The sequence below is a fragment of the Brevibacillus laterosporus LMG 15441 genome (assembly GCF_000219535.2).
Taxonomy (GTDB): Bacteria; Bacillota; Bacilli; order Brevibacillales; family Brevibacillaceae; genus Brevibacillus_B; species Brevibacillus_B halotolerans.
On record NZ_CP007806.1, the window covers coordinates 3,472,434 to 3,496,295 of the forward strand.

Genomic DNA, 23,862 nt, shown 5'->3' on the forward strand with positions numbered 1-23,862 from the left:
TTTTAAAAGCTCCAATCCATGTCTTGAGGCGTTTCTACCCCTCTGATTTTTACTTTCGCTTGGACTAACATCTTCTTTTTTTCATTGACTTCGATCAAGGAAACGTCACAACGCAAGACCTCTTCGATCCATCCATCTCCCACCATTAATAGACGCTGAGTGGCTTCGGATTCGGCTGCTATCTTGCTTTCGCTTGTAAATGACTTACCTTGGTATCCTCTCAATGTGCTACCGTACTCTGGAAAGATCAGGCTTTCTCCTAAATCTGCTTGGCAACGTAGGTACGCTTGCTGTATAACATTGCGTTCCCCCTCTACCATAACGATTTCATCGCCATTCCAAACGATCTCACCATTTGCGATCATAATGTCATTCCCAAAATCCGTCATTGATCACTCACCGCCCCTTGATCGATTAACCCAAGGACAACGTACTGTTCATGCCCCATTCCAGTAATAGACCCCACTAATACTTCCTGCCCTGGTTTATAGGGCCATTGAGGATCATGTTCATCATGAGTATGTTTGCCGTCTGGGTCTGGATGGTCCTTGTGCTTTGGAATAGGATAAAACGTGTCTTTTAGTACGCGACACCACCCTGTCTCATTGCCGTATGGCTCCAAAACAACCTTTAACAAGCGTTCTTCTTCATTGACACCGCTAATCGTAGCGAAAGAAAAACTTGACCCAGGTAAGGAACGATCAAATGCTTTTTCCTGTTCTGCATGAAACCTCATCCAAATTTACCTCCGTCGTCAGCTTCTAAATTGGTGAATTCAATTTCGGCTTCTATCCCCGAATCCATTTGCCCTGAGACAATCAATTTTGACGTAAAGTAGTCCTGTGAGAGAACCGTACCGACGCCCCGCAAAGAAATACGTCGATCGATTTGAACATCGGGAAACCAATCGGTCGGAAACGAGCCAAAGACCTGTGTTTTAGACAGCTCCTCTAGCTTTTTTCTAGCCAAACGTTGGGCTTGATCTCGTGTGACGTTGGGGTAATAGTAGCGCAGTGTTTTTTTCTCTCCGGATGAGGAGCCTGCAAAAGATGCTTTTTCTACAATCCGCTGTCCCTTGAGATTGCCTTTTCCTCTCTTCTTCGCTCGTCCTGGTATCCAAGAGATAACTTCAACGATTAGATTTCGAGATGCTTTAGGCGCCCGCTCGATTTGAAGTCCTGGTTTAATGTTATGCCCCCATGTAAAAATGACAGGTTCTTTCATGTAGTTCGGCAGTTTTTCTCGTGGTCCAAAATACCACTCCTTCCCCCTAACATGCGTGGTAAACCCCTCATTCTGCGCTAGGTACAAAACAAAATCCCAGTGGGATACCTCCCGCTTTGCATTAGCGTGGTCTTCCCCGATATACTCACCGATAAAAGTGTCTGTCGCTACAGGTACCACAGGTTTTAAATTGTGTTGAGCAGCAAGCTTTTTAAAAGCAGCACTAGCCGTCATGTTTTGCATTTTGATAGATTCTTTAAAATCAAAGGCTCTTGCTCCGTAGGATCTGCCTGTTATCGTCACAGTCTCGCTTTCAGCGAAATTCCAAATGGGGTAGTCCATGTCACCCTCTATTAATTTTTGTAAACCGCCTTCTCCTTCAAACCCCACCTCAATGCTAACGATTGCAGGGCCTGTTGTAAGTGGTGAAGATTTACTTGGTCCGCTGTAGAGGAGCTCATGATCGGGTTTTTGCTCCGTAACCTCCCACGGTAGAGTAACCTCAAAATTATCAATGGAGCCTAGCCCGTTTAGCTCTACACGAAAAGAAAGCCAGTGAGGTACCGGCTTTCCGTTGACTATGATTTTTACAATGGGGGTTCCTGTAGGTCTAAATGGGCCTGTTCGATTAATCAATGGATCGCTAAACATAAATCACCCATCCTGGCTTTAATTTATGAGGACCGTTAACCAGTACCTTTTTATTGCTGTTGTAGATATCTTCCCATTTTTTCTTTTTTCTTTGGGCGATACCAGATAGCGTATCTCCCTTTTGAATGGTGTATTTCTCCTTACCTGTAGCTTGCTTTTTTTGCGTAGAAGCCTGTTTACTTTTTGCTACTGCTTGTACAGCTTTTGCTATCGGGTCACTCTTTTGAGCATTGCCGCTCCCTTTTTGAGAGATAACCCGTTCTAAGGTGATGGAAAATGGTATGCGTCGATTGGTCCTGTGATCGGGTAAAAATTCGCTAATCACTACAGGAAACGAATACTTCTCCGTCTCAAAAGTGATAGGCTTACCAGCCGTCCGCATATTCCCGATCCGGATCATTCGATCATAAGCATCTGGACCAATAAAAATACCGGTCCATGTGATCGGCCGGTATTGTGGTCCCATATTTTGAATGCTTACATCCCCACCGGGGAATCGATTAATAGCTAATGTTTGTTGCCCGCCTAACGGTATTGCATCGGGCTTCTCAAACGTTTTTAATTCTATGCCTCCAAGGACAACTCTCATTACGTAGCCCCTCCAAACGCCCCGCGTCCCATCGTCATATTAGCTCTTTGAGCATCTCGCCCCATCTTACGTATAACTTTATTGGCAACACGGTCAACGAATGCTTCAGTGTCTTCCCCTGGTTGTTGATAGATATAGAAATGTAAATCTACCTTTTCTGATCTAGGTAGCTCACTAGGACCCTTTACTCGTATGCTGTGATCAGACAAACCTATATCAGTTTGGACAGTATCGCTCAACTTACTACTGAGCTTTGGTGCAACTTCAATAGATTTATTTAAATTGTTTCGTAAAGCTTCAGCTACTGTTCCTGTTGCTGATTGTAAATGCGGAAGCGAGTCAGTAATGCCCTCACTGAACATTTTCATTAAGTTAGGAGCCCATCTATCGGACTTCGAAGCAGGTCCTTTTTCAGTAGGAGAAGAGAACCCAAGAAACTGCTTGAGGGTACTCGCTGCATCTTCAGCCGATTGCTTTACCCATGCGATTCCGTTTGTTATGCCTTCAGCAAACATTTTCATTAAATTTTCGCCCCACTGTACTGCTTCAGAAGGAAGGCTTGACAGCCAATCCCATACGGCAGAGGCTTTCTCCTTGATGTATTTCCAAAGGGCGGTCATTTTGTCACGGAATCCTAAGAAGTTAGAGTTCCAAGCCGCTATACCAGCCACCACTAACGCTGTTGCTCCAGCAATGATCCACCCGACAGGTCCTAATCCAATCACCCAGGCTAAGGCAACACGTCCGCCCATCCACAAAGCACGTGCAGCTAACCACGCAAAGCTTCCACCAAGTTTAGCGATCTGCATAATGCCTTTCCCTATTAACCTAGCATTTGCCCCCATCACTCTCGCAAATAGGCCGCCAAAGCGTGTGATAGCTGGCAATACACCAATTATCCGTTTGCCCACTGCAAAAAAGGCAGTACCGATTCGAGTAATGCCTGAAACACCAGGTATTTTTTTTAGGAGAGCGAAAGTCTTTTTGAAAATCCCGCCAAACTTTTTCATTTCAACCTCTCCACGAATAAAAGCACCAAAGAACTTAATAGGGCCGCCGATTCTACCTACAGCACTCATTACCCCTCTTAGCTTGCTTAACGTCGAGACAGTCCTATCAAGAGCCTTACCCCCGATAAACAAGGCTGCGATTCCTCCAGCCGCTTTAAGCCAGCTTGGTGGTTTCCAAGATAGCACCTCTTTCCCCTCCGGATCGTTGCCTACCCTCTCCGTTTTTCGGGAGAAGCCAAAGAAACCTTCGATTTTCGACTTATTAGTACCAACCCATTCCTCTAGCCGCTTAAATTGTCCTTCAAGCGAATCACCGATAGATGTAAAGACAGGTATAACGTTCGTTTTTACCCAATCCACAACTGGCGATATGGCATCCTTAATCCCATCCCATACGGCCTTTGCATAGGGCTGGAGTTCATCCCAATTCTTGTAGATCAAGTAAGCTCCACCTGCTATTGCTCCGATTGCAAGTAAGACTCCTCCACTTACCAAAGCAATTGTTCCTAAACCGATGCCGGCCGCACTTAGTCCTAAAGACAATGCACCAAAGGAAGCCGCCGTAACGGTTATAATACCGCCGATTCCAGCTAAAGCCGCAACCCCGCCAGCAATTGCAAACATGTACTTGCTTACTTCAGGGTGTTGTTGAAAATACAGAGCCGCCTCCGATAACTGGTCGTTTAGAAACGCAAAAAACTTTGTTCCTGATTCCAGTAACGGCGATCCAAGGGAGGTTAAGAAGGTATTCCATGCCTCGCCCGCTGTATCTTTTACCTGATTAAAGTTTTCCATCTGCATCTTGACTCGATCGTTTAAGGATAATTGCGTATCTACGTTATTAAGAATTTCCTCTAGAGATCCTTCGCCTGATCGAAGTAACGTATAGGCAGTACGACCGCCTTGCTCACCAAAAACCTTGTGGAATAGCTTGATTAGTTTATCTGTCCCCATACCTTGTTCGACTAAGGCGAATTCTTTCTCTACGGCTTTTTCATCTGCAATAATTTTATTGCTTCCAACCGTCTTCCTTAGAATTTTTGCTATTTCTGTGGCAGATTTTAATTGCCCACGGGGGTCCTTTGAGTAATCTAAGAAAAGCGATTTGTCGTTTTTATCTAGCCAGCCTACAGAAGCCATATACGCGGTTTGTTGCTTCGTCTGAGGTACAAGTCGCTCTAAGAAGTTACGCACAAATGTACCCGCACTGGAGCCCTCTGCTGTCTGTGTTCGGGTTAATGCTACCAAGGCTGAAGAGTCCATGACTTGTTCAAACTTTCCTCTTGTGCCCCACATCTGAGAGGCTACACCCGCCATATTACCAAGACCACGGTTGATATCTTCAGCTCCAGCGCTTGAAGCCGCTGCCACTTTCGTTACTGTGTCCGCTGCTTCTAACATTTGCTGACCGGTGAGTTGAAAACCCGCTCTCGTCTGTACCATGAGTTCAGCCGCAGCAGTTGGCGCCATTTGGTTTAGCTGTGCAAACTTGATAGTTGCCTCTGCCGCGCCATCCATGATGTCCTTGTATTGCAAACCACCTTTTTGAAGATCGCGAATTACCTCACCAGCATCCAGATTCGAGAAAGTGGTTTCCAAACCTAAACGGGTAGAAAGGTCTTCAATTTCTTTCATCTTTTGTGTGATTTCGTTGGCGCTAGATGGATCAAACAACTGTTTGCCGAATGTCTGTGCTTTAATCTCTGTCATGATCTCTTGTAAGTTACCAGCTCTAGTAACAACCTCGTCTGCCGCGTTAGCAATCGAATTAAATGCCAGGACCCCACCTACCGCGAGAGCACCGCCGCCAAAGGCCATGTTTTTTAAACGGTTCATCTTGCTTTGTACTTGATCTGTGGCATGCTCCATCAACTTAAATTGACTAATAATCCGTTGCGAAGCACTTGAAACACGGTCAGTTAAGCTAATGGCGATAGCTAAATCTAAAATCGTACTAATAAGAGGTGCCTCCCTCCCAAAAAGAGAACCCCCAAATTAAAACATTCGAGGGTTCTTCTCATTCCATTCGTTAACAACAATCGTTGCTGCTAATAGCGTTTCATCGTCCATATCTAACGCTTCTGTGTATGTTATACCTGCACCTGAGCCCATAGCCAACTCTACTCTACTTCTGAACCAGGGCTCTCCAGCAAGTTTTTTGCTGCTTCCTCAAACTTTTGTTTTTCTTGGGGAGTAAGGATTAAACTTTCTACTTCATCCCACTCATCGTATTCAAAATGATCCATGAACTCTAAGAGTCCGACAATATCATCAGGAACTTCAATTTTTACACCGCCAACACTTTCAATACCTACCACTGCCTTAACTAATATTGATAGAGATAGACCACCAAAATTTGCACCTCCTTGACCTTGTACGGCTGAAAGAAGATTTCGTTCAATAAGATGGTGCGGGCCTTTCTTCTTACGAAAAATAATTTTTTTACCAGTTGATAGTGCGTATTCCATTTGTAAGCCCTCCTATAGTAGTATGCGTTCTGTCGCATGCCAATTGATTGAGTTGTTAACTGCTTTACTGCCGCCGTCTACATCAGCCTTAAATCCGCTAAAAGTTACGCCTGTAAACTTGTATTTTTTTACCGTTCCATCTTTGTAGACTCTAGTTGTAAACATCGAAAAAGAGAGTGTATCACCCGTCTCTTTTTGGTATTTAAGCCTAGCATCTACAATGTCATCATAAGCCCCATTCGTGTCTTGGCCGCTAAATGAGCCTTTCCATCCATCTATCGTGCTGGTGCTGTATTCAGTCTCCTCACCAATAGGGTGCTTTTTATCCTCGGTCGTAATTTCCTCTTCAGACCATTTCAATATCTCAGGTGATTTTTTCAAGACGTTACCATTCGAATCAGTTATCGCAATTACCAGCTTTTTACCAAGCAAGCCCGCCTCTGCCATTAAACATCCACCTCCACGTTAGTACCGCCTTGATAATTCAATAGAATCCACTCAGCAGTGTTATATTGTTTGACTTTCAGCTCTTGTACAAATTGATCGATTGATTGAGCCTTTTGATTAAACCGAATGGAATAGGTTTCGATTTTACTTGTTTCCAATGGGTTGGTCGGTTTAACTAGGTTATCGAAGAAAGTACGAATGCGCATGTCTGCTGCTTCTTTCATCGGCTTGGTCATGGCTTTCCCTTGCCATGATGCGGCTACAGCTTCCAATTGCTTCTCAATCCAGCTATTTAGGCGCCGACGATTTACTTTTCGATTCTTATTGTCAGCAATTGGATCACCCGCTACGTCGTTCTTTGCAAGTGTGTAATCGTTAGCCATACGCCAAGCATAAGAGCCATCCCCTTTAGCAGATGGTTTTAGCTGGAAAGCCGCTATTTGATGAGTAAAAAGCTCCTGGTAGTCCTCGAATTCAAGTTCTTGATCGGTACCAGCAATCCAGTTACACTCTACGGCAAGTCCGGAGTCTTCTATTTGACCTTTCACGTGTGCAATTGCAGAAAGACAACTTCCGGAGATGCGTTGGCCAGTCACCGAACTGTAATAGCCATAAACCATTTGTCCAAAATCACTGTCAAACTGATCTCGATATTCCGAGGCGTCAGTAATCGTTTGGGAGTTATTTGTCCCAATGTAAGCAATGAAATTGTGCTTCTCACTTAGGGCAATCAACGCTTTGTCTACTTCTGGACTTGAATAGTTAATATGAGCAACATCCGTTAGAATATTTCCAATAACGCCTAGTAACCTCTGGCCCGTCCGGACACCGGTTCCTGGATCAAAGGAGCCTATACGGTCTTGATCCGTTAAAGGAGCCCCATTCGATCCATTCTTCAATTGGGTTCTGGCCATGACTGCTGGACGTGTTGTGTCGAAATCCTTTTCCGCTTTGACATCTTCAAATACAAAATGCTCGCTAGTGGATTGAATTACTTTCTCCACATAACGAGCATCCTCTGGATTCTTTGATAGATTGTCATAAGTTTCAAAACCGCCTAAGTCTGACCATAAGATCAGCTTAAAGGTGTTTGCTTTAGTCCCTTCTTGTACCTCAATAGTAAAAATGTTTGCGTACTCTCCGGGGCCGGCTTTTGGATAGATACGGGCTGTTTCTTTGTCTTGGCGATCTTTCAAATGTAAGCTAGCTGTTTGGTGACCGTTACCCAAGACTCGCACGAAAGCTGCCTTTTTAATACGGGCATGGTGTAGGTGGTCTAGCAATTGATTGCCCGCAAGTTTTTTTGTAGATGCGCCGAGAATAGGCTCGGCTATTTCAATTAATCGTTTCGATGGTGTTTCAGAAATTAACATATATTTATTGAGTGGTCCTCTATCAAATTCGCCTACAAAACCCAAAATAAATTGTGGTGTACTAATTTCTTCGCTTTGAGGCACAGGTAGCTCATTCACAAATAAACCAGGTGCGTAATCCTGTAGCGAAGTCACTCCGCGTAATATGGTCAACAAGACCAGCTCCCTTACATTATTTTTGGTCTAAATTTACTCACATCAATCGCATTCACTTGCTCCTCTATGATCAACTGTCCTAAACATTGATAGGTTGCATCCACTTGGTATAGGTTAGGCTCGCCACGTGGTGGTAGAGGTGGAGAAGCAATGAAAATCTGTACAAGGTCACCCCACTTATCTTCAGGGATGGGTATCTCATTTTCTGCTTCGATGTAAGCTAAAAACTTGGTAGATAACTGCTGTGCTTGGCTTGGCCGTTCAGCAAAAAAGGAAATTGAATGAGGTAATGAAACCGTACCGCTTCTGTTCCTACGGTAAAAGTACCATTCCCGTTTGATAGTACCCCATGTGGGTGGTGTTCCCTCATGAGGGCCTTTTCAGATGTCCCGCTAACATACGTGATATTAGCAGCAGGAAGGGCTCTTTTTTTAGTCTCGATAGGGTTTGGTGTATCGTTAGTCACAAGAAACCCTGAGCCGTGAACAGTCTTAATGGCTTTTTCTAAGGCAGTGTAGGCCGACACAAGTGGATCTCTCATCGTCAAAGCCTCCTTAGACTTTTAATTATTTCCTTTTTAGCGATCTCTTTTATTTGATCCCGATTTTCGTGGAGTGCAGGTCGTAGGAACGGACGCGCCGGTATATTTTTAGGTTCGTATCCAAATTCATGGGCAGCTGCATAGCTTCCTGGATCACCCTTTTTGCTATCGGATGATCCAGAAGCCACTCCTACATATGCAACGCCTTTGTTAATCTGTTTTTCGTCCGTAGTAATTGCTTGTCGCAAGCTACCAGAATCAACTAATGGCGAATCGTCATTTCCACCAGCTCCCCATGCTCCATGTTTCTCTTTGTACCTTTTTCCCGCTCGTGTTAAGGCACCAGCTTTTGTTTTGGACATGTGCTTTTTACGGACAGTTTCTGGCTTCAGCTTTACCCACGCTTTATACCCGCCTGATTCCCCTTGGTAGGTTCCCAGCTTCTTTTTAGCTGCACCCATTACAACGGCAGCGCCCTTCTTCAGCGTATTCCTCTCTGCTTTCGCCATCAGATGCGGGATATTCCCTAGCACACGATACAAGTCGTTAAAGTCACCCATTATGACATCGACCTCGCTTGGCATTCCTTAATGATAAGCTCACCCGCTAAAGTCGCAGGAGAAGCTAATAGGATATTAAACTGCTTGCCGTCATAAACGAGAACCTTTCCTTCTTCTACTCTTTTTTCAGGTGGCTCCGTGCCATCTTCAATAGAGATAAACTCTAGCTTTTGCACGGGATTATCCCCTAAAGCAGTAGCTTCCTCATCGATTGAATGGCCCGTAACAACTATTTTGATGGTTTCTTTTATAGGATCAGGCTGTTTTCTATCGATAATTGAAAGCCCGCTAGATGTTTGTTCTTCCGTCAACGTTTGCAAGACAGCTTCTACCTCGTAGCCCTTTTGCTTGATGTGCCGATCAATAATTCGTTTGATTTTCTTGGCCAACTTTGAGGCGTTCATTATGACCACATCCCTATAGGCTTCTTCACCGATTGTTCATAGCGTTTCTCACGAAAAATTGCTTCTTGTGCGATTTTATCAAAGTTGTCAAAGTTAATTTGTAGCCCTTTGCCCAGTTTTAAGCCGCTGATCTCTGCGCCCTCACGAACAATCTCATATAGGATCTTCGCCATGCAGTAATCTAGTAAAATTCGGTGATCTCTTACTGAAAGGCTTTCAATTGTATGGTCTGCGTAGTAATAAAAGCTTAGTTTAGAATGGCCAGCAGGTGTAACAGGAGTTATCAGGGTACGATCAAGAATCTCATACCCCGCTAAGCCTTCTATCCATGTTTGGTAATCTTCAGGAAGATTGTATTCTGTCACACCTGGTACTAGCTTTATAAAACCCTTTCGTCTTCTTGGACGGTAGCGAGAATAATCGTAAAGTGCTTCTGTCAATCTACTGATTAAGTCATCGCTAGAATAGAAAAAGGGTTCTTCCATGTCTCCTAGGTCAAAGCGTAACTTCTTCACCAGCTCCATCATGTGTATTCGCCTCCACGAACTGTTTATACAACTCAACCCGTTTCTCTTTATTGCTCACAGAATCGGAATCTGATGCTGTTACTATTTTGAACTGGATTAATAGTTCCTTTTCATGATTTGCGCCTAACTTTTCAAACTGCTCAAGTGTCAGATAATTATCTTCAGTGGAATCTGTTATCTCAGCTTCTTGCTCAGTTGTTTTTTGGATATCAACGGGTGTATACACATGGTCATCATACATTTGTCCGGGATGGATCATGTTTCCTGAAATCGGATGTATAAAGGAGCAGCCTGTATTGATCTTCATATTTTCGTCACTCCTTACACGAATTTAATGGTGCGGTAAGGAGGATTGTAGACCACACCATTTTTATCAGTTACCAGTGGTGTAGCAATGCTGATTTGCTCCGTTGCGTAATACTGTTTGGCTGAAGTCAGCTTACCAGTTCCATCATAGTAAGGTTCTGGCCCTTCGATTTGCATTGGAGAACCAACGCCAAAACGAGTAGCATTAATCTTACCAAGGAGGATTCGGCTATCACCCGCTGCCCAAGGAGCATTGATCTCACCAAGATTCAACCCGTTTCGATCAGCAAACCACATACGACCTTGTAGCAATTTCGTACCTTCTGGAGATGCCCATTTATAGAACAACTCAGAGATTTTTAGATTTACCATTGCATTTAGGCTACCAATAGCGAAGTCAGGTGTAACATAGCGCGGTGCAGATCCCATGTATGCTTTTTCGTAGTCAAAACGCTCCAAGAGGCGATTGTAATACTTGGATGGATCAACACCATTAGGGACTGACAAATCAAAAAATGAAACGTTTGTTGCATAACTATAAGTCACAGTTGGACGGTTTGTGTCGTCTACACCAGATGATTCAGTAAAATAGACACGACCTTTTTCGAAATCAACCGCGTAATCTCCATTATTGATTTTCCCAGTGATTGGGTCCCAAGTTCCACGATTTAGTGTTGTCGTACCTTTTTTGATAACGATGTCATTAGCAATAGTTGTTTGTTTTTGACCTACTGCATCGATATATTGACGTTTACGAGGCCGAACGATAGTTGGGACCAGCTTAGGGTTATATGAACCAGCAGTTTGCCCACATAGTAACTTAGCAACAAACGCTGCATTTGAACCTATCGGAACGTTAGATGCATTTGCGGCTTCAAATTCAGTAGAAGCAACTGTTTCATTTGAGACTTCTTTCGCTTGATACTCATCGGCTACATGTAACATTTCTAAGCTAAATCTTTGGTCCATATACCGTTGAAAACGCATTGGAAGGTTGGCTAAGTTACGTGCCAAAACATCATAACGGAATGGGCCGGATTGCAATTCCACCATTGCTTCTTTCGTAACGACGGTACCTCGTTTGATCCATTCAGCGCTAAATTCCAACAGCGAAGTAGTAGCGCCTTCTGTAGGGATTCCATCCAATTCGCCAACAACCAAATCATCTTGGGAGTATAAATCAGTTGAAAGAATCTCAACAGGGATTTTATACGTAGTGCCTCCAAAACCTTCAGCCATTACTAACTGCAAGAAATTAAGGTCTTGCCAAGACTGCATCATAAGAGCATTGCTAATGATTGCAGATTGTGCAAAATCACCAGTTGTAGAAACGGCAGAGTCCGTAATTACACCGTCATTAATGGACTCTGCCGCATCTGTCAGACTCTTCATGTATTGCTTGAATTCAACATTATTTTCACGTTCCATTTGTTTCAAAGCGCGATCCATTATCGCCAGATTTGCTTTGCGCAACTCTGGATCAGGAATCGAACCAGTTTTAGAACGAAGAACATCATCCATTGCTGCTTGTAGATTATCAACGATCGGCTTCCATGGTTGACCTTCAGCTCCAACTTGGATGTTTGGTTCAATTACAGAAGCGCGACCTGGTAAACCTAGTGAATTTAATTTGCTATTAATTGCTATTGAATCAATAAAAGCTTTCTCTCTCTCCACAAAATCTGCCACATCTGCAGAATCAGTGATAATAGCACCTTTTTGTAGCAAACCATCCTTAACATGTTGATCGTATGTCAAAGCATTTACAGCATCAGTAAGAGCTTTTTGTGCTTCCTTTTTCTTCTGATTTGCCTCTTCTTGTTGTTCACGTTTTTGCTTTTCAAGTCTTAACTTTTCAAGTTCATCTGTTAAGGCCTGTTCTTTTTCCTTAGCAGTAATAGCAGCATCACATACCGCCATTTCATCGTGTCCAGGATTTTGTTTCTTCCATGTACGTAGTTCATCTAATGACATTGAAAGGAAATTCTTTTTCATTTTATCATCCTCCTTGGATAGTGAATCTAAGATAATCGCTACAGCCGAATCTGTTAGTTCTATTGGTTTAGTGAAAGCTTCAGGTTCAGCAGGGTTCAATACAACGTCCCAGGTGTATAGAGATAGTCTCTTTGCAACTCCGACGTTCTTGCCCTCTACTTTGGCTGTAACAATGTCACCTGTCATACGATTAGAAAAGCCGATCGGCAGTCCGTCATCTAACATCGCTTGGACCTGTTTTCCCATGTCTGTAGCCAAAGGCTTATATTCAGCCCAGACGATACCTTCAGAGTCAATAGAGGCATCTCTGAAAACTACAGCTTGATTAGGTACACTAGAATCAAAAAGCACCCTACCATCAGAGCCTTTATAACTCCGTGGATGTGGGTGCTCTCCGGCATATGGAAAATTAGTAGATTTTAATGAATCGAGGGCGGCCTGATAAACAGCTTTTGGATAGAGACGATTGTTGCCATTGATTGCGTCAACTTTGGAAACAGGCTGCCGGTACCAACCTGATGACTTCCCCGCATCGTCTATGATTGGCACAGCTCTTGAAAAACAAAGTTCTCTTTGATCTTCTGCACTATCTTCTAAAACAGTAAAAAGTGGTTCAACTGAGTCGGTAAAGCCTATACTCGGCTTCTGTTTCTCACCGGACTCCTCTTTTGCGGCTTCTTCAATGGACCAAGTGCTAAAATCGGCTCTTGCTCTTGCATCAATTGCCTCGTAATAAATACGACGGTCCACTTCTGTTAGTGGTGTGTTGGCCAGACTTTTCTTTATGGATAGAAGAGCAATGGCGCTGCTTGCATCTAAAATCTGCTGCATTAAGGGATCGTCTTTTAAAGCGTCCTTAATAGGTTCTTCTTCTGGTATAAACCCCGCTTTGGCAAAATACTGTAAATTCATTTCAAACGGTAAATTTTTAAACACACGTCTTCCTCCTTTCATTGCATCTTTGATGAGAATACTATTCCGGTCACACATAACCACCACCTTTCGAAATTCACTCTACAACCAACTGGTTAACGCTAATCATCCAACCCCAATAGCTCCAGTTCCCGTTCTCTTCTTTTTTTAGAAGCGATAAGTCTTTAAGGCTTTTGTTTCTTTTTGCCCAAAGCTCAACAGCAGCATCTTTTGAAGACGCAATCAACACCTCATGATCAACGTCTCTCCAATCTGGCGATTCCATAAGCCCGCCAACCGTGATGTAAACAAGATATTTATTCATCACTATCCCCTTAATCTACAGGCAACCAGCTAACCCTACATAACGGATGGGCAAGACCAGGATAGGCGTCAATATCATAGACATTACCGTGCCTAGATCGGCATTTATCACAAGTACGCATGTCTATAACCTCATCACATTGGACTTTTTTAACGCCAGCGCCTTTATAGGTACGAATTTGCATTCGGTCGTAAGCCCAGCTTAGTTCATTACGGGCAATTAAATTGGCTCGTGCCTCGTCCAAAATAATAGGCTCTAGTCGCTTTGCTATCTTACGCCACCCAAGGTTATTATCAAAACCGGTTGCCAACTCTTTTCGAATGCTTTTCAGCGTCGTTTCTTTCATGTCTTTGATTCGTTGAGTAGATTGCTGAAGCAGATCTTCTCTAATATCACTACGAACTATTCGTGGTTTAATCTCTGTTGCGAGTAAGGAAGCAGCCTTTTCTGCACCCATCACCCCAGCTATCGTCATTGCTTTGACTAATGAAAGCTGTAGCTTTCCTTGCTCGGCCTCCCACGTCTCTTCAAGAGCATTCAGGATCTCATCTTCAGCGTAGTCTAAGATAGCAGAGTCCGTTATACCTTCATTATCAGGTTCATAATTGATAAACCGCTTGTTTACGGCATTAAAAAAACGAAGGACTATCTCCTCCGCCTCGACTTCTGCCTTTTTTAGTTTTGATCGATCTTCCAAAGCAACGTCTGTAACTGGTTCATCCTCAATAGATTCGTTACCAGGTTCTTGTTTAACATTTGGTGCTAATAATGAATCCTTAGCCTTTTCTTTTTCTATCTGATCAATCATTTCAACAGGATCTTCGATATCAAAGTCACTTGAAATTTCTTGAATGGCTTTGAGGGTAGTGATAAGCTTCGTTCCCCCACCTTTACCCAAAGCAACTTGAACTCGCTCTAATCGTTCGGCAATAGTTTCCGTAGATTTCTCAGTCCAAACTACATCATAAATAACTGAATCGGGATTGATTCCTGCAAGAAGTAACTGTAAATCAATCAACGCTCGATATCCTGAGAATGGGCCAATATCACCGTATTCAAGTGTATCTGTCATGACATCCAGAGACTGCATGTATTGCGGATACTGCACTTTTAGAATATCGCGGTTAATATTCTGACCAGAAGTTAAGATTGCTTTTGGGACACCGAGATTTAGCCACAAAAGATCATCAAAATGTTCTATGTCAGCCATTTCAGATAGGTTGGCATCACCCTGAATAGCTTTTACCTCTGCTGTGCCAAAGAAATCACTGAGCAAATGTGCGTTCTGTTTGGGATTACCATTCTCGTCAATCAGTTTATTTTCTCTCGCATATTCCAAAACATCCTTCATCTGCGTTCCTTCAGGGAAATGATGACTGTTCTTTTGTACAGACCTGAATTCACGCCTTATCGCAGCAGCCATCTCCATTTTCTCAAGAATCTTGTACGTCTTACGTGCTGAAGCGTAGTGAGAAGTACCATAGTGCTCGGTTTCTTCAGAAAGCCAGCGAATATGATTCATCTGGTACAGTGCAAAGTCAGTTCGTGATGTACTAGGAGGACCCACATTCATTAAGGAGTTTATTTGTGTGAGTGGATCAATCTGGCTAAACGCTCTTTCTAAGTCTGGGAAATCACCGTATTCGTCGCTATTACGCTTCATCGTCAATGCAGGAGCTCGTTTAACATCTAGGATAAGTCCTGTGCTTAGATCGATTATCGGATTAAGAAAGAGATCACCGTCACGCAATAACACTCGTAAATGTTCTTCTGATTTCACAGAAAGCTTTGTTCTTGACATGAAGTCATCAATCACTTGCTGTGTGACGTTTGCTCCTGGTACTAACCGTTTTGGTTGCTGTTTTCCTAGACTTCTTAAATGTGAGCGATGCGCTTCACTCCCCTGTACAATGACACGGCAACCTCCTCTTGTGGCATCTGCCGCAATACGAAAGTTTGTCATTTTAAACCGTAAATCAGTTTTAACTAGCTTTTGAACTTCTCGAATTGTTGTGATCCGATCTGTGGCCACTTTAAATTGATCGAAAATGTACGTATGGGGAGACTCAGCATTAGATGAACGTTTGTCGTCTTGATGATTAGACTGTTGTTTTTGTTGTAACCCGAAGAAGTCTAATAGCTTTGTTTTTATATTCAATATCTCACCACCTCTACTATGCGAATAGTGAGTCTAAATCAGGCATTATAGAGAAGCCAACAGGCTTTATTTTACCTCGATGTGGATGTTTCCTCATCTCCCAGCCAATCATGGCAGCTAACAAGATATCATCGTGACATCCAGCTTGGTGTTGAGCTTTACCGTTTTTCTTTACAAAGGTACGCATTTCACCAAGTACCCTTTTCGATTTAATCTTGGTATCACCATCCGCATACCCTTTTCTAAACTCCTCCACAAGAATCGGACGTGTCTTCAAAGTTGTTGGCCACCCTGCACGTTTATCTACATTGCCCTTCACATCGTAATCTTTGTGCTCATAAAGGTTTGGATAATCATGAATTTGTATAAGAGCCAACAATACTGCATGACCATGATTGTTTCTCTCGACTCCAAGTAAGGCATTGTTATAATACCTACCCCATTCGTTCAGAAGTGCCGCAAAACTATATGGCTCTTCTTTGATCTGCATTTCGGCTACTTGCTCTCCTGTGCTACGCTTCCAAATGAAAAAGGTAGAAGAATCATGCTCGTTTCCATCTAGTCCTTCGGCAACGTCTGCTCCCATGTCGTATAACTCGCCCTCTTCTGGTTCTGCCCATATGAGGATAGCACCATCTAACTCTTCACGTATCGGTTTAGGAGCAGCAAGAATACTATCTCCCACTTTTTTTTGATCAAACACAGAGCGACCAGATACCAGAAATGCCTCCTCTGGGAATGATGGATACTCTTGTGCAAATAGTTTCGGATCGCCTTCGCATTTGTTCTTGATTGTAGACCTTCGCCATTTCATCTTTTCGGCTGAAAGGTTAAACCTACGTTGAATGAATAACTCATCTTCTGTCATGCTCTCCAAGAACTCTTCTAGTTCTTCTTGTGAGCTGAACTCTTCACGATACGTTGGATACTCGTGCCATGCCACAAAGACTGGTTCGAAGTCATTGTCTCCATTTGCGGCTTTCTCCCACATCTGCTGGAAATACTCACCGTATCCATTTGCAGTTGATTCGATAATACAAAGCGTCCCTGGTGCATCTGACAGCGATTGAAGTAATGCGAGCATGTGCTTGCTCTTCTTTGCTTCTGGCCAGAAAGCCAGTTCAGATACATGTAGAAAGTGTATTGTTCCTGATCGGGCCAAAACGCTTGCTTCGGCTGTATCAACGGTTATCTGTGACTTTAAGCCGGGATTCTTTTGCCGTTGAGATTCAAGAGCAGTCGGATTTTCGAATGAAAGCTTCCGGCTGTTATTACGTTTCCGCATCGGCTTGTAAATGCTAGGCACATTATCGTAGTAATTCTTAAACATTTCAAATAGGTTGTCTGATGCCTTGGAGTCTTGGGCAACGATAAAACCGTTCTTTGCTTCTTGGAGCGATGTTAGATAGTAAATGATCGCTTCTGTAACAGTAGAAAAGCCTAACTGACGAGCTTTCAAGATAATAAACCGCGCTGGCTTTCCTGCAAGCAATTTTTTAAATACCTTCTGCGCAAAATTGCGTTGTGCATCATTCATGACAAAAGGCAGAAGCTTTCCTTCCTTGGTCTTGATCTTTAAACACTTAGCAGTGAAGCTTTCAAAATCGTTTAGAAGGTCATGTGCTTTTATTGCCTTTTCTTTGTTTTTTTTAGCTAGGGATTGGATCTTACTTTTAATCTCCTTCGCAAACTCAATCATCTAAGAATTCCAACCCTTCTGGCTCGTCTTTTGGCTTCATGCCAAGCTCACCCATCTGCTTTACTACATTTACATTCTCTAAGTTGATTTTGGTTCGTGCTGCTGGTCCCAATCCCAAAGCTTGCATAGTCTGCCGCGCTTGTCTTTTTGCTTCGTTGTATGTTGCTACCAAAGGCTGAGCGTTGAGGGATTTCTTTCGTTTATCATGGATTACTAAGCCCTCTACAGCGAAGTACATTTCGCAAAGTGCAATGACTGCCATATCCTTTGATAACAAGTGCGCCATTGGTCGATCTTGTTCCCCTACAATGTCCAAATCCATTACACTATCAATGATCTTTTCCTGATAATCCGCTAGATAGGAACAGTCTGCATTTTCTTCAAACCTATCACATCCGTTGCGCTTCACGCATTTGTTGCATGGGTGAACACCAGACTTCAGAAAAGGAAATACCCCATGCTTAACACTGCCGTCAGTTATTCGATTTGCTTTAAGTGAGGCACTACGTCTTTCCCTTGTTAAATCCGCCGATGACATAGCCCTTCCTCCTTTCCAGACAAAAGAAAAAGGCCCCTTACTTGGAGCCTGATTGCTTATTAATATTTCGATAAAGTGTAGCCTTACTTACCCCTGTCACAGCTACAATTTCGGGTACGCTCATGTCGCCAGCTTGATATAGTTTAATGGCTGCATCGATCTTGCTCTTATCCGTCTTTGGTCTGCCGCCGTAACGTCCTCTTGCTCTAGCAGCTTTCAATCCTTCCTGTGTCCGTTCTGCAATGATATCCCGTTCCATTTCTGCCAACACAGCAAGCATTCTAAACATTGCCTTTCCAACAGCAGTAGAGGTATCAATATTATCTTTTATGCTGATAAATTCAACACCTTTTTTCTCAAATTCATCGACCAGTTCAAGTAGTTTAAAAGTAGATCTTCCTAATCGATCTAACTTATAAACAATCAAGGTATCACCAGAACGTAACTGATCGAGCAATTTATTTAGCTCTGGACGGTCATTTCGTTTTCCGGTCATTTTCTCTTCAAAGATTTTCTCAAAGCCAGCATTTTGGAGAGCATCGATTTGCATATCCAAGTTTTGATCAAGAGTACTGACACGAGCATAACCAAATTTCATAATGAATTCCCTCCGATTCTCATTCCTATTGTCTTTATAGTATCAAAATAGGAGGGTTAATGCAACTTTGTTTTGAAACTAGTTTTTGAATCCGTTTCATAGTCCACGAACGCAATAAAAAAGTTTCAAGTGAAATCGTCTCTTTTTCAATCATTTTTGAAACGGTTCTGCTGTAATTTCTCATAGAACCTGATCAGAATAATTTTTGTCCATATAGAAGAAGCAAAGAAATCTATTTAACCTCGTTTTTCTCTATCGAATGAAAATGAGCAGATTGAAGGGACTCAAGCCCACCCTCCCTTTTCTCCTCAATCCTTTCCATCCCAGCTTCGATACCATCTTACAATCATCCATTTTTGCAACTACTTGTCTGCCGAATGCCCCCTATAAGTAAGAGGGTAAAAATATCTTACTTTTAACTCTTCTACATTCACCTCGTATAGAGAAAGTGAGGCAAAAAATCATTATTGGGGTACCGGATTTACAACGCTAAGCCTATTTTCAAGACGATTCCCTATAAACAAGGGCTTTTCTTTACTACCTCTGAACAAGGAAATATTGCTCGCCCTCGACACTTTAATAATTGAGGGAGCTTGTCCAAAACTTGGTCAGGCTTTTTTCTTGCATACCCAAAATCCTTTTAAAAGTAGGAAGGTTAAAAATAAATTTCTCGCTCAACTATGATTTTTTAAGAAAATGAGCTAAATCTTTCTACCGCCTTACTTAATTAGTGAGAGGAGGAATAAGAAATTTTGAACAAATACCCATTGGGTCGGATGTTACTGCATTAATCTAATACAAATTAGGAGTTGATGTTCATGTTTGATTTTGATTCGTTAATTAATCTTTTATTAAGTACTGCTATCAAAGTATGCATTAATCACTTAAAAGCTTATTGGAGTAAGAAATCAAAGACCAATAAAGCAAAGCCTAAGAAAATAAAAAGTAGAAACCGAAAGAAATAGCCACCCACTACGGGTGGTTTCTCCTTCTTTCATCCGAAGCTATGGACAACATCCCGCCAATGGATAGAACAATAAGGCTCCAGAGGAAGATCAAGCAGATGCTAGATATCATCGAAAATCTTCTTTTTGGGCAATGTAGCCATTTGTTGTCTGATCTGTTCAACAAATGATACCTCTTGCATCTTTGTTTGACGATACAGATGCATGAACGTCGCTAACTCCTCTGGAGGGCCTTCCATTGTCATGTCTTGAAGAATAACTTTCATAAATAATCATCCTTTCTGATTTTGGAGAATAAAAAAAGAAACTCCAGGATTAAAGGAAGTTTCTTTTTGAACAAAAATGGGGCTAATCTGTACCAATATAAGGTTTATTTTAAAATTAATTATTATCTTAGATTAAACGATTTTGTTATATTATCTTCGCTTAACTCATTACCAGACCATTCATATCGGTCAGGATAATTGTTATCGCTAAAATAGAGAAGAAGCTGGAAATTAAATTTCCATGTATCCTCACCATGTGGATCGATGGTAACAACAATAGTTCCTCCCGCTAGATCTTCTCTCTTAATATTAGGTTGAGTAAAATACAAATCAAAACCTAAATCTGAATGATCACTTAGACCTCCTTCATATGCATTTTGAGCGATTATGATACCATCGCTCTTCTTAAGATATACGTTTATAGGAGTCTTATTATTCAAATCATTATCGTTTGAATGAAAATAAACGTATGCAAGAGTAACATAACCGCTCATAATAATTCCTCCATGACTTCTTAGTGGAAATTTGTTTCTACAAATTAATATTGACTAAATAATTTTTTATACTCTAATGAAATGGAACCTACACTGATGAACTCTCACTTTTTTATGTTCTGTCTGTAAGGGGTCTATAAAGATAAAGAAATAACTAACAGTAAAAAATGTGAGATACCTTGGGAGAGTATGGCAGATCACGAGTTTTAAAATCCCGTATTCGGGATTACTTGTACCGTATTTAGGATTTTAAAAACAGTGTATTTCATCCTGCGGAACGATCACTAGAACAACTACAGTATTGATCCTTGAGTGTATTTGATATTGACTGGTAATTTTAGCCCGTGCTTATTAAAGTGCCTTGCTTGGGCTATATCTTTAGCTACTCTATTTCCTTTCCAAGCCACAGAAGGGTTTACAACATATTGACGAGAATTCTTTGTAGCTCCTGTGATGTAAATAATTCCTTTGGATTGGAGTTCTCTTAGTCCCATACTGACAATGTTTTTCGATAGGTTTGTGCGTTCTGCAATTTCTTTCCCGTTAAGTGGCTCGCCGGTTCTTGAGTCAACTACTATGTTATTATTCCAGTCCAGATATGCTACGCATGAAAGTAACGTAACTCTGGCATTTTTGGATAGATTTTCTTTCGCCAAAATATACTGTATGTTTGTTCTGTACAATTTAATGTGCTCAGGATTCCTACCAAGTCTAGGTTCATCTTCTTTAGAGGTTTGCTTTTGATCGCTCTCTCTTACCCACTGTTGAACCAATTTGTACTGCTCAATAATCACCCCATCAGGATCAACAAATTGCCTAACAGTTTTTCCCGAATCATCAATAAACACATGTTCTCTTAGTCGCTGTAGTTTATCCATTTTGCTTCATACCGCCGTACATAGCGATTGTAGTACTAACATAAATAGTCCTTTTGTTTCCTTCTACTACTACAAAAATCAAACCTTTATCCTGAAGTGATTTAATATGTTTTGAGATAAATGATTTTGTTTTTCTCATTAGTTTCATGAGGTGCTTTTGGTTTAAAGGTTCTCCTTTTTTTCCAATCTCGTTGTCCCCCATAACACGATTTTCCTCGTCCAAATACAAAAGAAGCCAACTTAAAAATCCTGCTTCTCTTATTGATAAACTATCCCATATTCTCTTTGCTTCCATGTCACAAAAAATCATTACATGTTTAAACCCTTTACCACCTGCTGGAGTTCCTGCTCTAGTTGCTATATTAAATCCAACCTCAGACATGTAGCATTTTGTTTGATCAAGCCAGTATTGTTCCCTCTCGATTAATTTGTTTGGCGGACCATCCAATTTCTCTATAATTTCAAATGAAAAATTCTCCTCACCATATTTTGCCCAAGCTCGTTGTAAATGAATATTGTGGTGTGTTCCTCGTTTTAATGCTTGCCAGTGCTGAAAATGCCTTTTCTCAGCATCCTTTGAACTCCCTATATAAATCTTTCTGTTTACTAAACAAGTTATCTTATAAACGCCTGATTCCATGACAATTCCTCCTCCCAACTTTCGCCCATCATTCGGGTTCCGAAGTCCGTCGCGCTGTGGTAGTTTCCTACCGAACTTCAGAAGCCCAACGATGGGCAAAATAAAAAGACGCTTAGTTAAGCGCCTTGAAATTTTTTATATCCTATTATTGCTCCAACAATCAGAAATAGTTGCCATCTATATTCCATAGCAAAAGATAATATTTGTACCAAACCATCTTTGGGAATTAAATTTAATTCTATCATCGTACACCTCCTAAAAATAACCTTTTTTGTAATAAGTTGTATGAAACTCGAAGTTTCAAAAATCCTATTCATCTAGAACATAATTATCAAAATATGAAACTATTTTCCTTTTCTTTCGTAGTTCTAGAGTAGGAGGGATCAATCTCTAACTGGGTATGGTCTGTTTTTATTGTAGCACCACCACCATCCAATTTGGTTGGTGTCTTCATCATATACAGGGTATACAGGGTGCTTTTTCTTACATCCTTTACAGAACACAATGACAGCTGTTCCTATTGGCGGTCGATTCAATGGTAACCAGGTTATTTGCTCACTATCATGCGCTTCTTTCATCGATATAACCTTATCCATACTCCATATCCCCTTTCGATTGGAGGTGCAAAATGATGAGTGTAGTAGAAACGATTAAATCATGTGGTGCTCGTAAAGAAATGGTATACATTACATACGATGGAGAACAGCGTTTAGTTGAACCGTATTCTTTTCGCGATAATCGTTTTTTTGGTTGGTGTTTAATGCGTGATGAGATCCGTAGCTTTACTATTTCGAAAATCACTTCGGCTCAAGCTTCTGGTAAACATTTCACACCAAGATTTGATGTTGAATTCTAGTTTAACCAAGCATCCGTTCCCTAGACGGATGCTTTTCTTAATTTATTGCTTAGATTTATCAAATAAGACCAAATCCTACCACATAAGGAGCAAGAAACTCTAGCCTTACAATTCGATGGAATCCCTGTAAGCTAGATGAAATAAAAAAAGCACCGCGTAGGTGCTATTAGACAACTTCTATTGAATGTTCTCGCTCTATTTTTTCTTGTGCGCTACTGTATGATAGATTAGTTTCTCCACTTTTTGACTCAACTAATTTATTATTTAGAACATTATCTTGTATAACTTCTTCAACTACTTGTTTGATAATTAGAACTCTCCTTTTTTGAGTCAAGACAACAGTAAAAAAAAGAAGAATAGCCCCTGAAAACATCAAAATATATAAAAGAACAAAAGTAAATGAATCTTCGTTAACACCTGGCTTATTTAAGAATGCTGATAAAACACCAACAATCCCTGTGGCAAAAATAGCAAATGCTACACCTCCCATTTGTGTAGAATCTAACATTCTGTTTTCTTCCAGATTAATTATTTTTAGTAGCTTGCTAAGTTTTTCTAATGTGACATTCTCGTCTCTTGTTAGACACTCTTTAATTTGTTCAAATTTTGTTAAATTGTTTAGACTTGAATTTTTACAAGCCTTTTTTAAATTTTTGAATATATCATACACTTCCCTTTCATAAACATAATCTGTATCGTTCTTTCTACTAATATAAATAGTTATGGCAAATAACACGAATATTACAAACATCATTATTGCAGACATATTCATCCCCCCTTTATTTCATATTTCGACAAGTAGGGCTATTATCCTACAACTTTCGTATGAAAAACAGGAGGAATTAAGAATTGATCCCCTTGTTCCATACACACACCTGTTTGCTACACAAAATCTTATATCCCGCGTAACTAGCCCAAACGCATCGATAACACTTATGATTCTTGTCGTCTTGTAACGGAGATCTCTTTTTAATTACCCCCCTACTCATCTATATCACCCCAATAAAAAAAGCCACTCATCTAGAGTGACTTCTTTCTTATATGACATACTTAAAACAAACGTACAGACCGAGCAATATGCTCATTCTTATTGCGATCCTGCCAATGTTATCAGGAAACCTTGAGGTTAGTATTGCTGCTATAAAACCTGGTATAGCTAAGCATAATATCACTTTAACAAGCATCCCGAACACAGGCCACATGTTTACACTAAAATCCAAATCTTCCACAACCTTTCGTCCCTGTTAAAGTACAAAAGGCTAAAATATATGTCAAGCAATAT

Annotated in this window: 28 protein-coding genes; 1 reads left to right on the forward strand and 27 read right to left on the reverse strand. The window is 41.3% G+C overall.

Features of this window, described 5'->3' with window-relative positions; genetic code table 11:
- Nucleotides 1-2: 2 nt before the first annotated feature.
- From BRLA_RS15010 to BRLA_RS15120, 26 genes are all read right to left on the reverse strand, one after another.
- Nucleotides 3-389 (reverse strand): DUF2634 domain-containing protein, encoded by a 387-nt coding sequence (locus BRLA_RS15010; RefSeq protein ID WP_003337143.1) that lies wholly within the window; start codon nucleotides 387-389, stop codon nucleotides 3-5.
- Nucleotides 386-736 (reverse strand): hypothetical protein, encoded by a 351-nt coding sequence (locus BRLA_RS15015; RefSeq protein ID WP_003337142.1) that lies wholly within the window; start codon nucleotides 734-736, stop codon nucleotides 386-388. The genes BRLA_RS15010 and BRLA_RS15015 overlap by 4 nt, the downstream gene beginning before the upstream one ends.
- Nucleotides 733-1,875 (reverse strand): hypothetical protein, encoded by a 1,143-nt coding sequence (locus tag BRLA_RS15020; RefSeq protein ID WP_003337141.1) that lies wholly within the window; start codon nucleotides 1,873-1,875, stop codon nucleotides 733-735. The genes BRLA_RS15015 and BRLA_RS15020 overlap by 4 nt, the downstream gene beginning before the upstream one ends.
- Nucleotides 1,868-2,464, reverse strand: coding sequence for a LysM peptidoglycan-binding domain-containing protein (locus BRLA_RS15025; protein ID WP_003337140.1), 597 nt, complete (start codon nucleotides 2,462-2,464; stop codon nucleotides 1,868-1,870). Before BRLA_RS15025 ends, BRLA_RS15020 begins: the two co-directional genes overlap by 8 nt.
- A complete protein-coding gene (locus tag BRLA_RS15030) occupies nucleotides 2,464-5,310 on the reverse strand; it encodes a phage tail tape measure protein (protein ID WP_236867861.1) in 2,847 nt (948 codons plus the stop codon). The genes BRLA_RS15025 and BRLA_RS15030 overlap by 1 nt, the downstream gene beginning before the upstream one ends.
- 159 nt (nucleotides 5,311-5,469) lie before the next feature.
- Complete coding sequence (locus BRLA_RS25015) at nucleotides 5,470-5,592, reverse strand: hypothetical protein (RefSeq protein ID WP_272898019.1); 123 nt, start codon at nucleotides 5,590-5,592, stop codon at nucleotides 5,470-5,472.
- 2 nt (nucleotides 5,593-5,594) lie between these two features.
- Complete coding sequence (locus tag BRLA_RS15035) at nucleotides 5,595-5,942, reverse strand: hypothetical protein (RefSeq protein ID WP_003337137.1); 348 nt, start codon at nucleotides 5,940-5,942, stop codon at nucleotides 5,595-5,597.
- Between the two features lie 12 nt (nucleotides 5,943-5,954).
- On the reverse strand, nucleotides 5,955-6,389 hold the full coding sequence (locus BRLA_RS15040; protein ID WP_003337136.1) for a hypothetical protein: 435 nt from the start codon (nucleotides 6,387-6,389) through the stop codon (nucleotides 5,955-5,957).
- On the reverse strand, nucleotides 6,389-7,915 hold the full coding sequence (locus BRLA_RS15045) for a phage tail sheath protein (protein WP_041752267.1): 1,527 nt from the start codon (nucleotides 7,913-7,915) through the stop codon (nucleotides 6,389-6,391). The genes BRLA_RS15040 and BRLA_RS15045 overlap by 1 nt, the downstream gene beginning before the upstream one ends.
- 223 nt (nucleotides 7,916-8,138) lie before the next feature.
- Nucleotides 8,139-8,459 carry a hypothetical protein gene (locus BRLA_RS24790; RefSeq protein ID WP_003337133.1) on the reverse strand — a complete coding sequence of 107 codons (321 nt, stop codon included), beginning with the start codon at nucleotides 8,457-8,459 and terminating at the stop codon, nucleotides 8,139-8,141.
- 2 nt (nucleotides 8,460-8,461) lie between these two features.
- Nucleotides 8,462-9,019, reverse strand: a complete 558-nt coding sequence (locus BRLA_RS15055; protein WP_003337132.1) for a phage virion morphogenesis protein — start codon at nucleotides 9,017-9,019, stop codon at nucleotides 8,462-8,464.
- Nucleotides 9,019-9,423 carry a hypothetical protein gene (locus BRLA_RS15060; protein ID WP_003337131.1) on the reverse strand — a complete coding sequence of 135 codons (405 nt, stop codon included), beginning with the start codon at nucleotides 9,421-9,423 and terminating at the stop codon, nucleotides 9,019-9,021. The genes BRLA_RS15055 and BRLA_RS15060 overlap by 1 nt, the downstream gene beginning before the upstream one ends.
- Complete coding sequence (locus BRLA_RS15065; protein WP_003337130.1) at nucleotides 9,423-9,950, reverse strand: hypothetical protein; 528 nt, start codon at nucleotides 9,948-9,950, stop codon at nucleotides 9,423-9,425. Before BRLA_RS15065 ends, BRLA_RS15060 begins: the two co-directional genes overlap by 1 nt.
- Nucleotides 9,919-10,257: a hypothetical protein gene (locus BRLA_RS15070; RefSeq protein WP_003337129.1), complete on the reverse strand. Its 339-nt coding sequence runs from the start codon at nucleotides 10,255-10,257 to the stop codon at nucleotides 9,919-9,921. Before BRLA_RS15070 ends, BRLA_RS15065 begins: the two co-directional genes overlap by 32 nt.
- A gap of 14 nt (nucleotides 10,258-10,271) precedes the next feature.
- Nucleotides 10,272-13,187 (reverse strand): hypothetical protein, encoded by a 2,916-nt coding sequence (locus BRLA_RS15075; RefSeq protein ID WP_236867858.1) that lies wholly within the window; start codon nucleotides 13,185-13,187, stop codon nucleotides 10,272-10,274.
- A 73-nt stretch (nucleotides 13,188-13,260) separates the two neighbouring features.
- Nucleotides 13,261-13,488, reverse strand: coding sequence for a hypothetical protein (locus BRLA_RS15080; RefSeq protein WP_041752269.1), 228 nt, complete (start codon nucleotides 13,486-13,488; stop codon nucleotides 13,261-13,263).
- Nucleotides 13,489-13,498: 10 nt separating this feature from the next.
- The gene (locus BRLA_RS15085; protein WP_003337126.1) at nucleotides 13,499-15,646 is read right to left on the reverse strand and encodes a minor capsid protein; all 2,148 of its coding nucleotides are present in this window, start codon (nucleotides 15,644-15,646) and stop codon (nucleotides 13,499-13,501) included.
- Between the two features lie 16 nt (nucleotides 15,647-15,662).
- Nucleotides 15,663-17,345 (reverse strand): terminase large subunit, encoded by a 1,683-nt coding sequence (locus tag BRLA_RS15090; protein WP_003337125.1) that lies wholly within the window; start codon nucleotides 17,343-17,345, stop codon nucleotides 15,663-15,665.
- Nucleotides 17,338-17,883 (reverse strand): P27 family phage terminase small subunit, encoded by a 546-nt coding sequence (locus BRLA_RS15095; RefSeq protein WP_003337124.1) that lies wholly within the window; start codon nucleotides 17,881-17,883, stop codon nucleotides 17,338-17,340. Before BRLA_RS15095 ends, BRLA_RS15090 begins: the two co-directional genes overlap by 8 nt.
- A gap of 37 nt (nucleotides 17,884-17,920) precedes the next feature.
- Complete coding sequence (locus BRLA_RS15100; protein WP_003337123.1) at nucleotides 17,921-18,481, reverse strand: recombinase family protein; 561 nt, start codon at nucleotides 18,479-18,481, stop codon at nucleotides 17,921-17,923.
- 1,066 nt (nucleotides 18,482-19,547) lie between these two features.
- Nucleotides 19,548-19,712 carry a hypothetical protein gene (locus tag BRLA_RS24045; protein ID WP_154071873.1) on the reverse strand — a complete coding sequence of 55 codons (165 nt, stop codon included), beginning with the start codon at nucleotides 19,710-19,712 and terminating at the stop codon, nucleotides 19,548-19,550.
- A gap of 122 nt (nucleotides 19,713-19,834) precedes the next feature.
- Nucleotides 19,835-20,206, reverse strand: coding sequence for a hypothetical protein (locus tag BRLA_RS15105; protein WP_003337120.1), 372 nt, complete (start codon nucleotides 20,204-20,206; stop codon nucleotides 19,835-19,837).
- 293 nt (nucleotides 20,207-20,499) lie between these two features.
- The gene (locus BRLA_RS15110; protein WP_003337119.1) at nucleotides 20,500-21,084 is read right to left on the reverse strand and encodes a hypothetical protein; all 585 of its coding nucleotides are present in this window, start codon (nucleotides 21,082-21,084) and stop codon (nucleotides 20,500-20,502) included.
- The gene (locus BRLA_RS22875; RefSeq protein WP_003337118.1) at nucleotides 21,077-21,724 is read right to left on the reverse strand and encodes a GIY-YIG nuclease family protein; all 648 of its coding nucleotides are present in this window, start codon (nucleotides 21,722-21,724) and stop codon (nucleotides 21,077-21,079) included. Before BRLA_RS22875 ends, BRLA_RS15110 begins: the two co-directional genes overlap by 8 nt.
- A 116-nt stretch (nucleotides 21,725-21,840) precedes the next feature.
- On the reverse strand, nucleotides 21,841-21,969 hold the full coding sequence (locus BRLA_RS25020) for a hypothetical protein (RefSeq protein ID WP_003337116.1): 129 nt from the start codon (nucleotides 21,967-21,969) through the stop codon (nucleotides 21,841-21,843).
- Nucleotides 21,970-22,107: 138 nt separating this feature from the next.
- Complete coding sequence (locus BRLA_RS15120) at nucleotides 22,108-22,320, reverse strand: hypothetical protein (RefSeq protein WP_041752270.1); 213 nt, start codon at nucleotides 22,318-22,320, stop codon at nucleotides 22,108-22,110.
- A gap of 32 nt (nucleotides 22,321-22,352) precedes the next feature.
- On the opposite strand from BRLA_RS15120, the gene BRLA_RS15125 reads away from it, so the two are divergent.
- Entirely contained in the window at nucleotides 22,353-22,580 is a 228-nt protein-coding gene (locus BRLA_RS15125; RefSeq protein WP_003337114.1) for a WYL domain-containing protein, read from the forward strand.
- A 166-nt stretch (nucleotides 22,581-22,746) separates the two neighbouring features.
- On the opposite strand, the gene BRLA_RS15130 is transcribed toward BRLA_RS15125, so the two are convergent.
- Nucleotides 22,747-23,346, reverse strand: a complete 600-nt coding sequence (locus tag BRLA_RS15130; RefSeq protein WP_003337113.1) for a hypothetical protein — start codon at nucleotides 23,344-23,346, stop codon at nucleotides 22,747-22,749.
- Between the last annotated feature and the right edge of the window lie 516 nt (nucleotides 23,347-23,862).

What these genes read in the sequence shown, in the direction of transcription:
- BRLA_RS15105 (WP_003337120.1), bottom strand. Translation starts at nt 20,206, where the DNA reads ATGAGCGGTTATGTTACTCTTGCATACGTTTATTTTCATTCAAACGAT.
- BRLA_RS15055 (WP_003337132.1), bottom strand. Translation starts at nt 9,019, where the DNA reads ATGGGTGACTTTAACGACTTGTATCGTGTGCTAGGGAATATCCCGCAT.
- BRLA_RS15025 (WP_003337140.1), bottom strand. Translation starts at nt 2,464, where the DNA reads ATGAGAGTTGTCCTTGGAGGCATAGAATTAAAAACGTTTGAGAAGCCC.
- BRLA_RS15130 (WP_003337113.1), bottom strand. Translation starts at nt 23,346, where the DNA reads ATGTCTGCAATAATGATGTTTGTAATATTCGTGTTATTTGCCATAACT.
- BRLA_RS24790 (WP_003337133.1), bottom strand. Translation starts at nt 8,459, where the DNA reads ATGAGAGATCCACTTGTGTCGGCCTACACTGCCTTAGAAAAAGCCATT.
- BRLA_RS15065 (WP_003337130.1), bottom strand. Translation starts at nt 9,950, where the DNA reads ATGATGGAGCTGGTGAAGAAGTTACGCTTTGACCTAGGAGACATGGAA.
- BRLA_RS15070 (WP_003337129.1), bottom strand. Translation starts at nt 10,257, where the DNA reads ATGAAGATCAATACAGGCTGCTCCTTTATACATCCGATTTCAGGAAAC.
- BRLA_RS15095 (WP_003337124.1), bottom strand. Translation starts at nt 17,883, where the DNA reads ATGTCATCGGCGGATTTAACAAGGGAAAGACGTAGTGCCTCACTTAAA.
- BRLA_RS15120 (WP_041752270.1), bottom strand. Translation starts at nt 22,320, where the DNA reads ATGGATAAGGTTATATCGATGAAAGAAGCGCATGATAGTGAGCAAATA.
- BRLA_RS15100 (WP_003337123.1), bottom strand. Translation starts at nt 18,481, where the DNA reads ATGAAATTTGGTTATGCTCGTGTCAGTACTCTTGATCAAAACTTGGAT.
- BRLA_RS15110 (WP_003337119.1), bottom strand. Translation starts at nt 21,084, where the DNA reads ATGGATAAACTACAGCGACTAAGAGAACATGTGTTTATTGATGATTCG.
- BRLA_RS15020 (WP_003337141.1), bottom strand. Translation starts at nt 1,875, where the DNA reads ATGTTTAGCGATCCATTGATTAATCGAACAGGCCCATTTAGACCTACA.
- BRLA_RS24045 (WP_154071873.1), bottom strand. Translation starts at nt 19,712, where the DNA reads ATGAAAGTTATTCTTCAAGACATGACAATGGAAGGCCCTCCAGAGGAG.
- BRLA_RS22875 (WP_003337118.1), bottom strand. Translation starts at nt 21,724, where the DNA reads ATGGAATCAGGCGTTTATAAGATAACTTGTTTAGTAAACAGAAAGATT.
- BRLA_RS15060 (WP_003337131.1), bottom strand. Translation starts at nt 9,423, where the DNA reads ATGAACGCCTCAAAGTTGGCCAAGAAAATCAAACGAATTATTGATCGG.
- BRLA_RS15015 (WP_003337142.1), bottom strand. Translation starts at nt 736, where the DNA reads ATGAGGTTTCATGCAGAACAGGAAAAAGCATTTGATCGTTCCTTACCT.
- BRLA_RS15030 (WP_236867861.1), bottom strand. Translation starts at nt 5,310, where the DNA reads ATGAACCGTTTAAAAAACATGGCCTTTGGCGGCGGTGCTCTCGCGGTA.
- BRLA_RS15035 (WP_003337137.1), bottom strand. Translation starts at nt 5,942, where the DNA reads ATGGAATACGCACTATCAACTGGTAAAAAAATTATTTTTCGTAAGAAG.
- BRLA_RS15080 (WP_041752269.1), bottom strand. Translation starts at nt 13,488, where the DNA reads ATGAATAAATATCTTGTTTACATCACGGTTGGCGGGCTTATGGAATCG.
- BRLA_RS15090 (WP_003337125.1), bottom strand. Translation starts at nt 17,345, where the DNA reads ATGATTGAGTTTGCGAAGGAGATTAAAAGTAAGATCCAATCCCTAGCT.
- BRLA_RS15125 (WP_003337114.1), top strand. Translation starts at nt 22,353, where the DNA reads ATGATGAGTGTAGTAGAAACGATTAAATCATGTGGTGCTCGTAAAGAA.
- BRLA_RS15040 (WP_003337136.1), bottom strand. Translation starts at nt 6,389, where the DNA reads ATGGCAGAGGCGGGCTTGCTTGGTAAAAAGCTGGTAATTGCGATAACT.
- BRLA_RS15010 (WP_003337143.1), bottom strand. Translation starts at nt 389, where the DNA reads ATGACGGATTTTGGGAATGACATTATGATCGCAAATGGTGAGATCGTT.
- BRLA_RS25020 (WP_003337116.1), bottom strand. Translation starts at nt 21,969, where the DNA reads ATGATAGAATTAAATTTAATTCCCAAAGATGGTTTGGTACAAATATTA.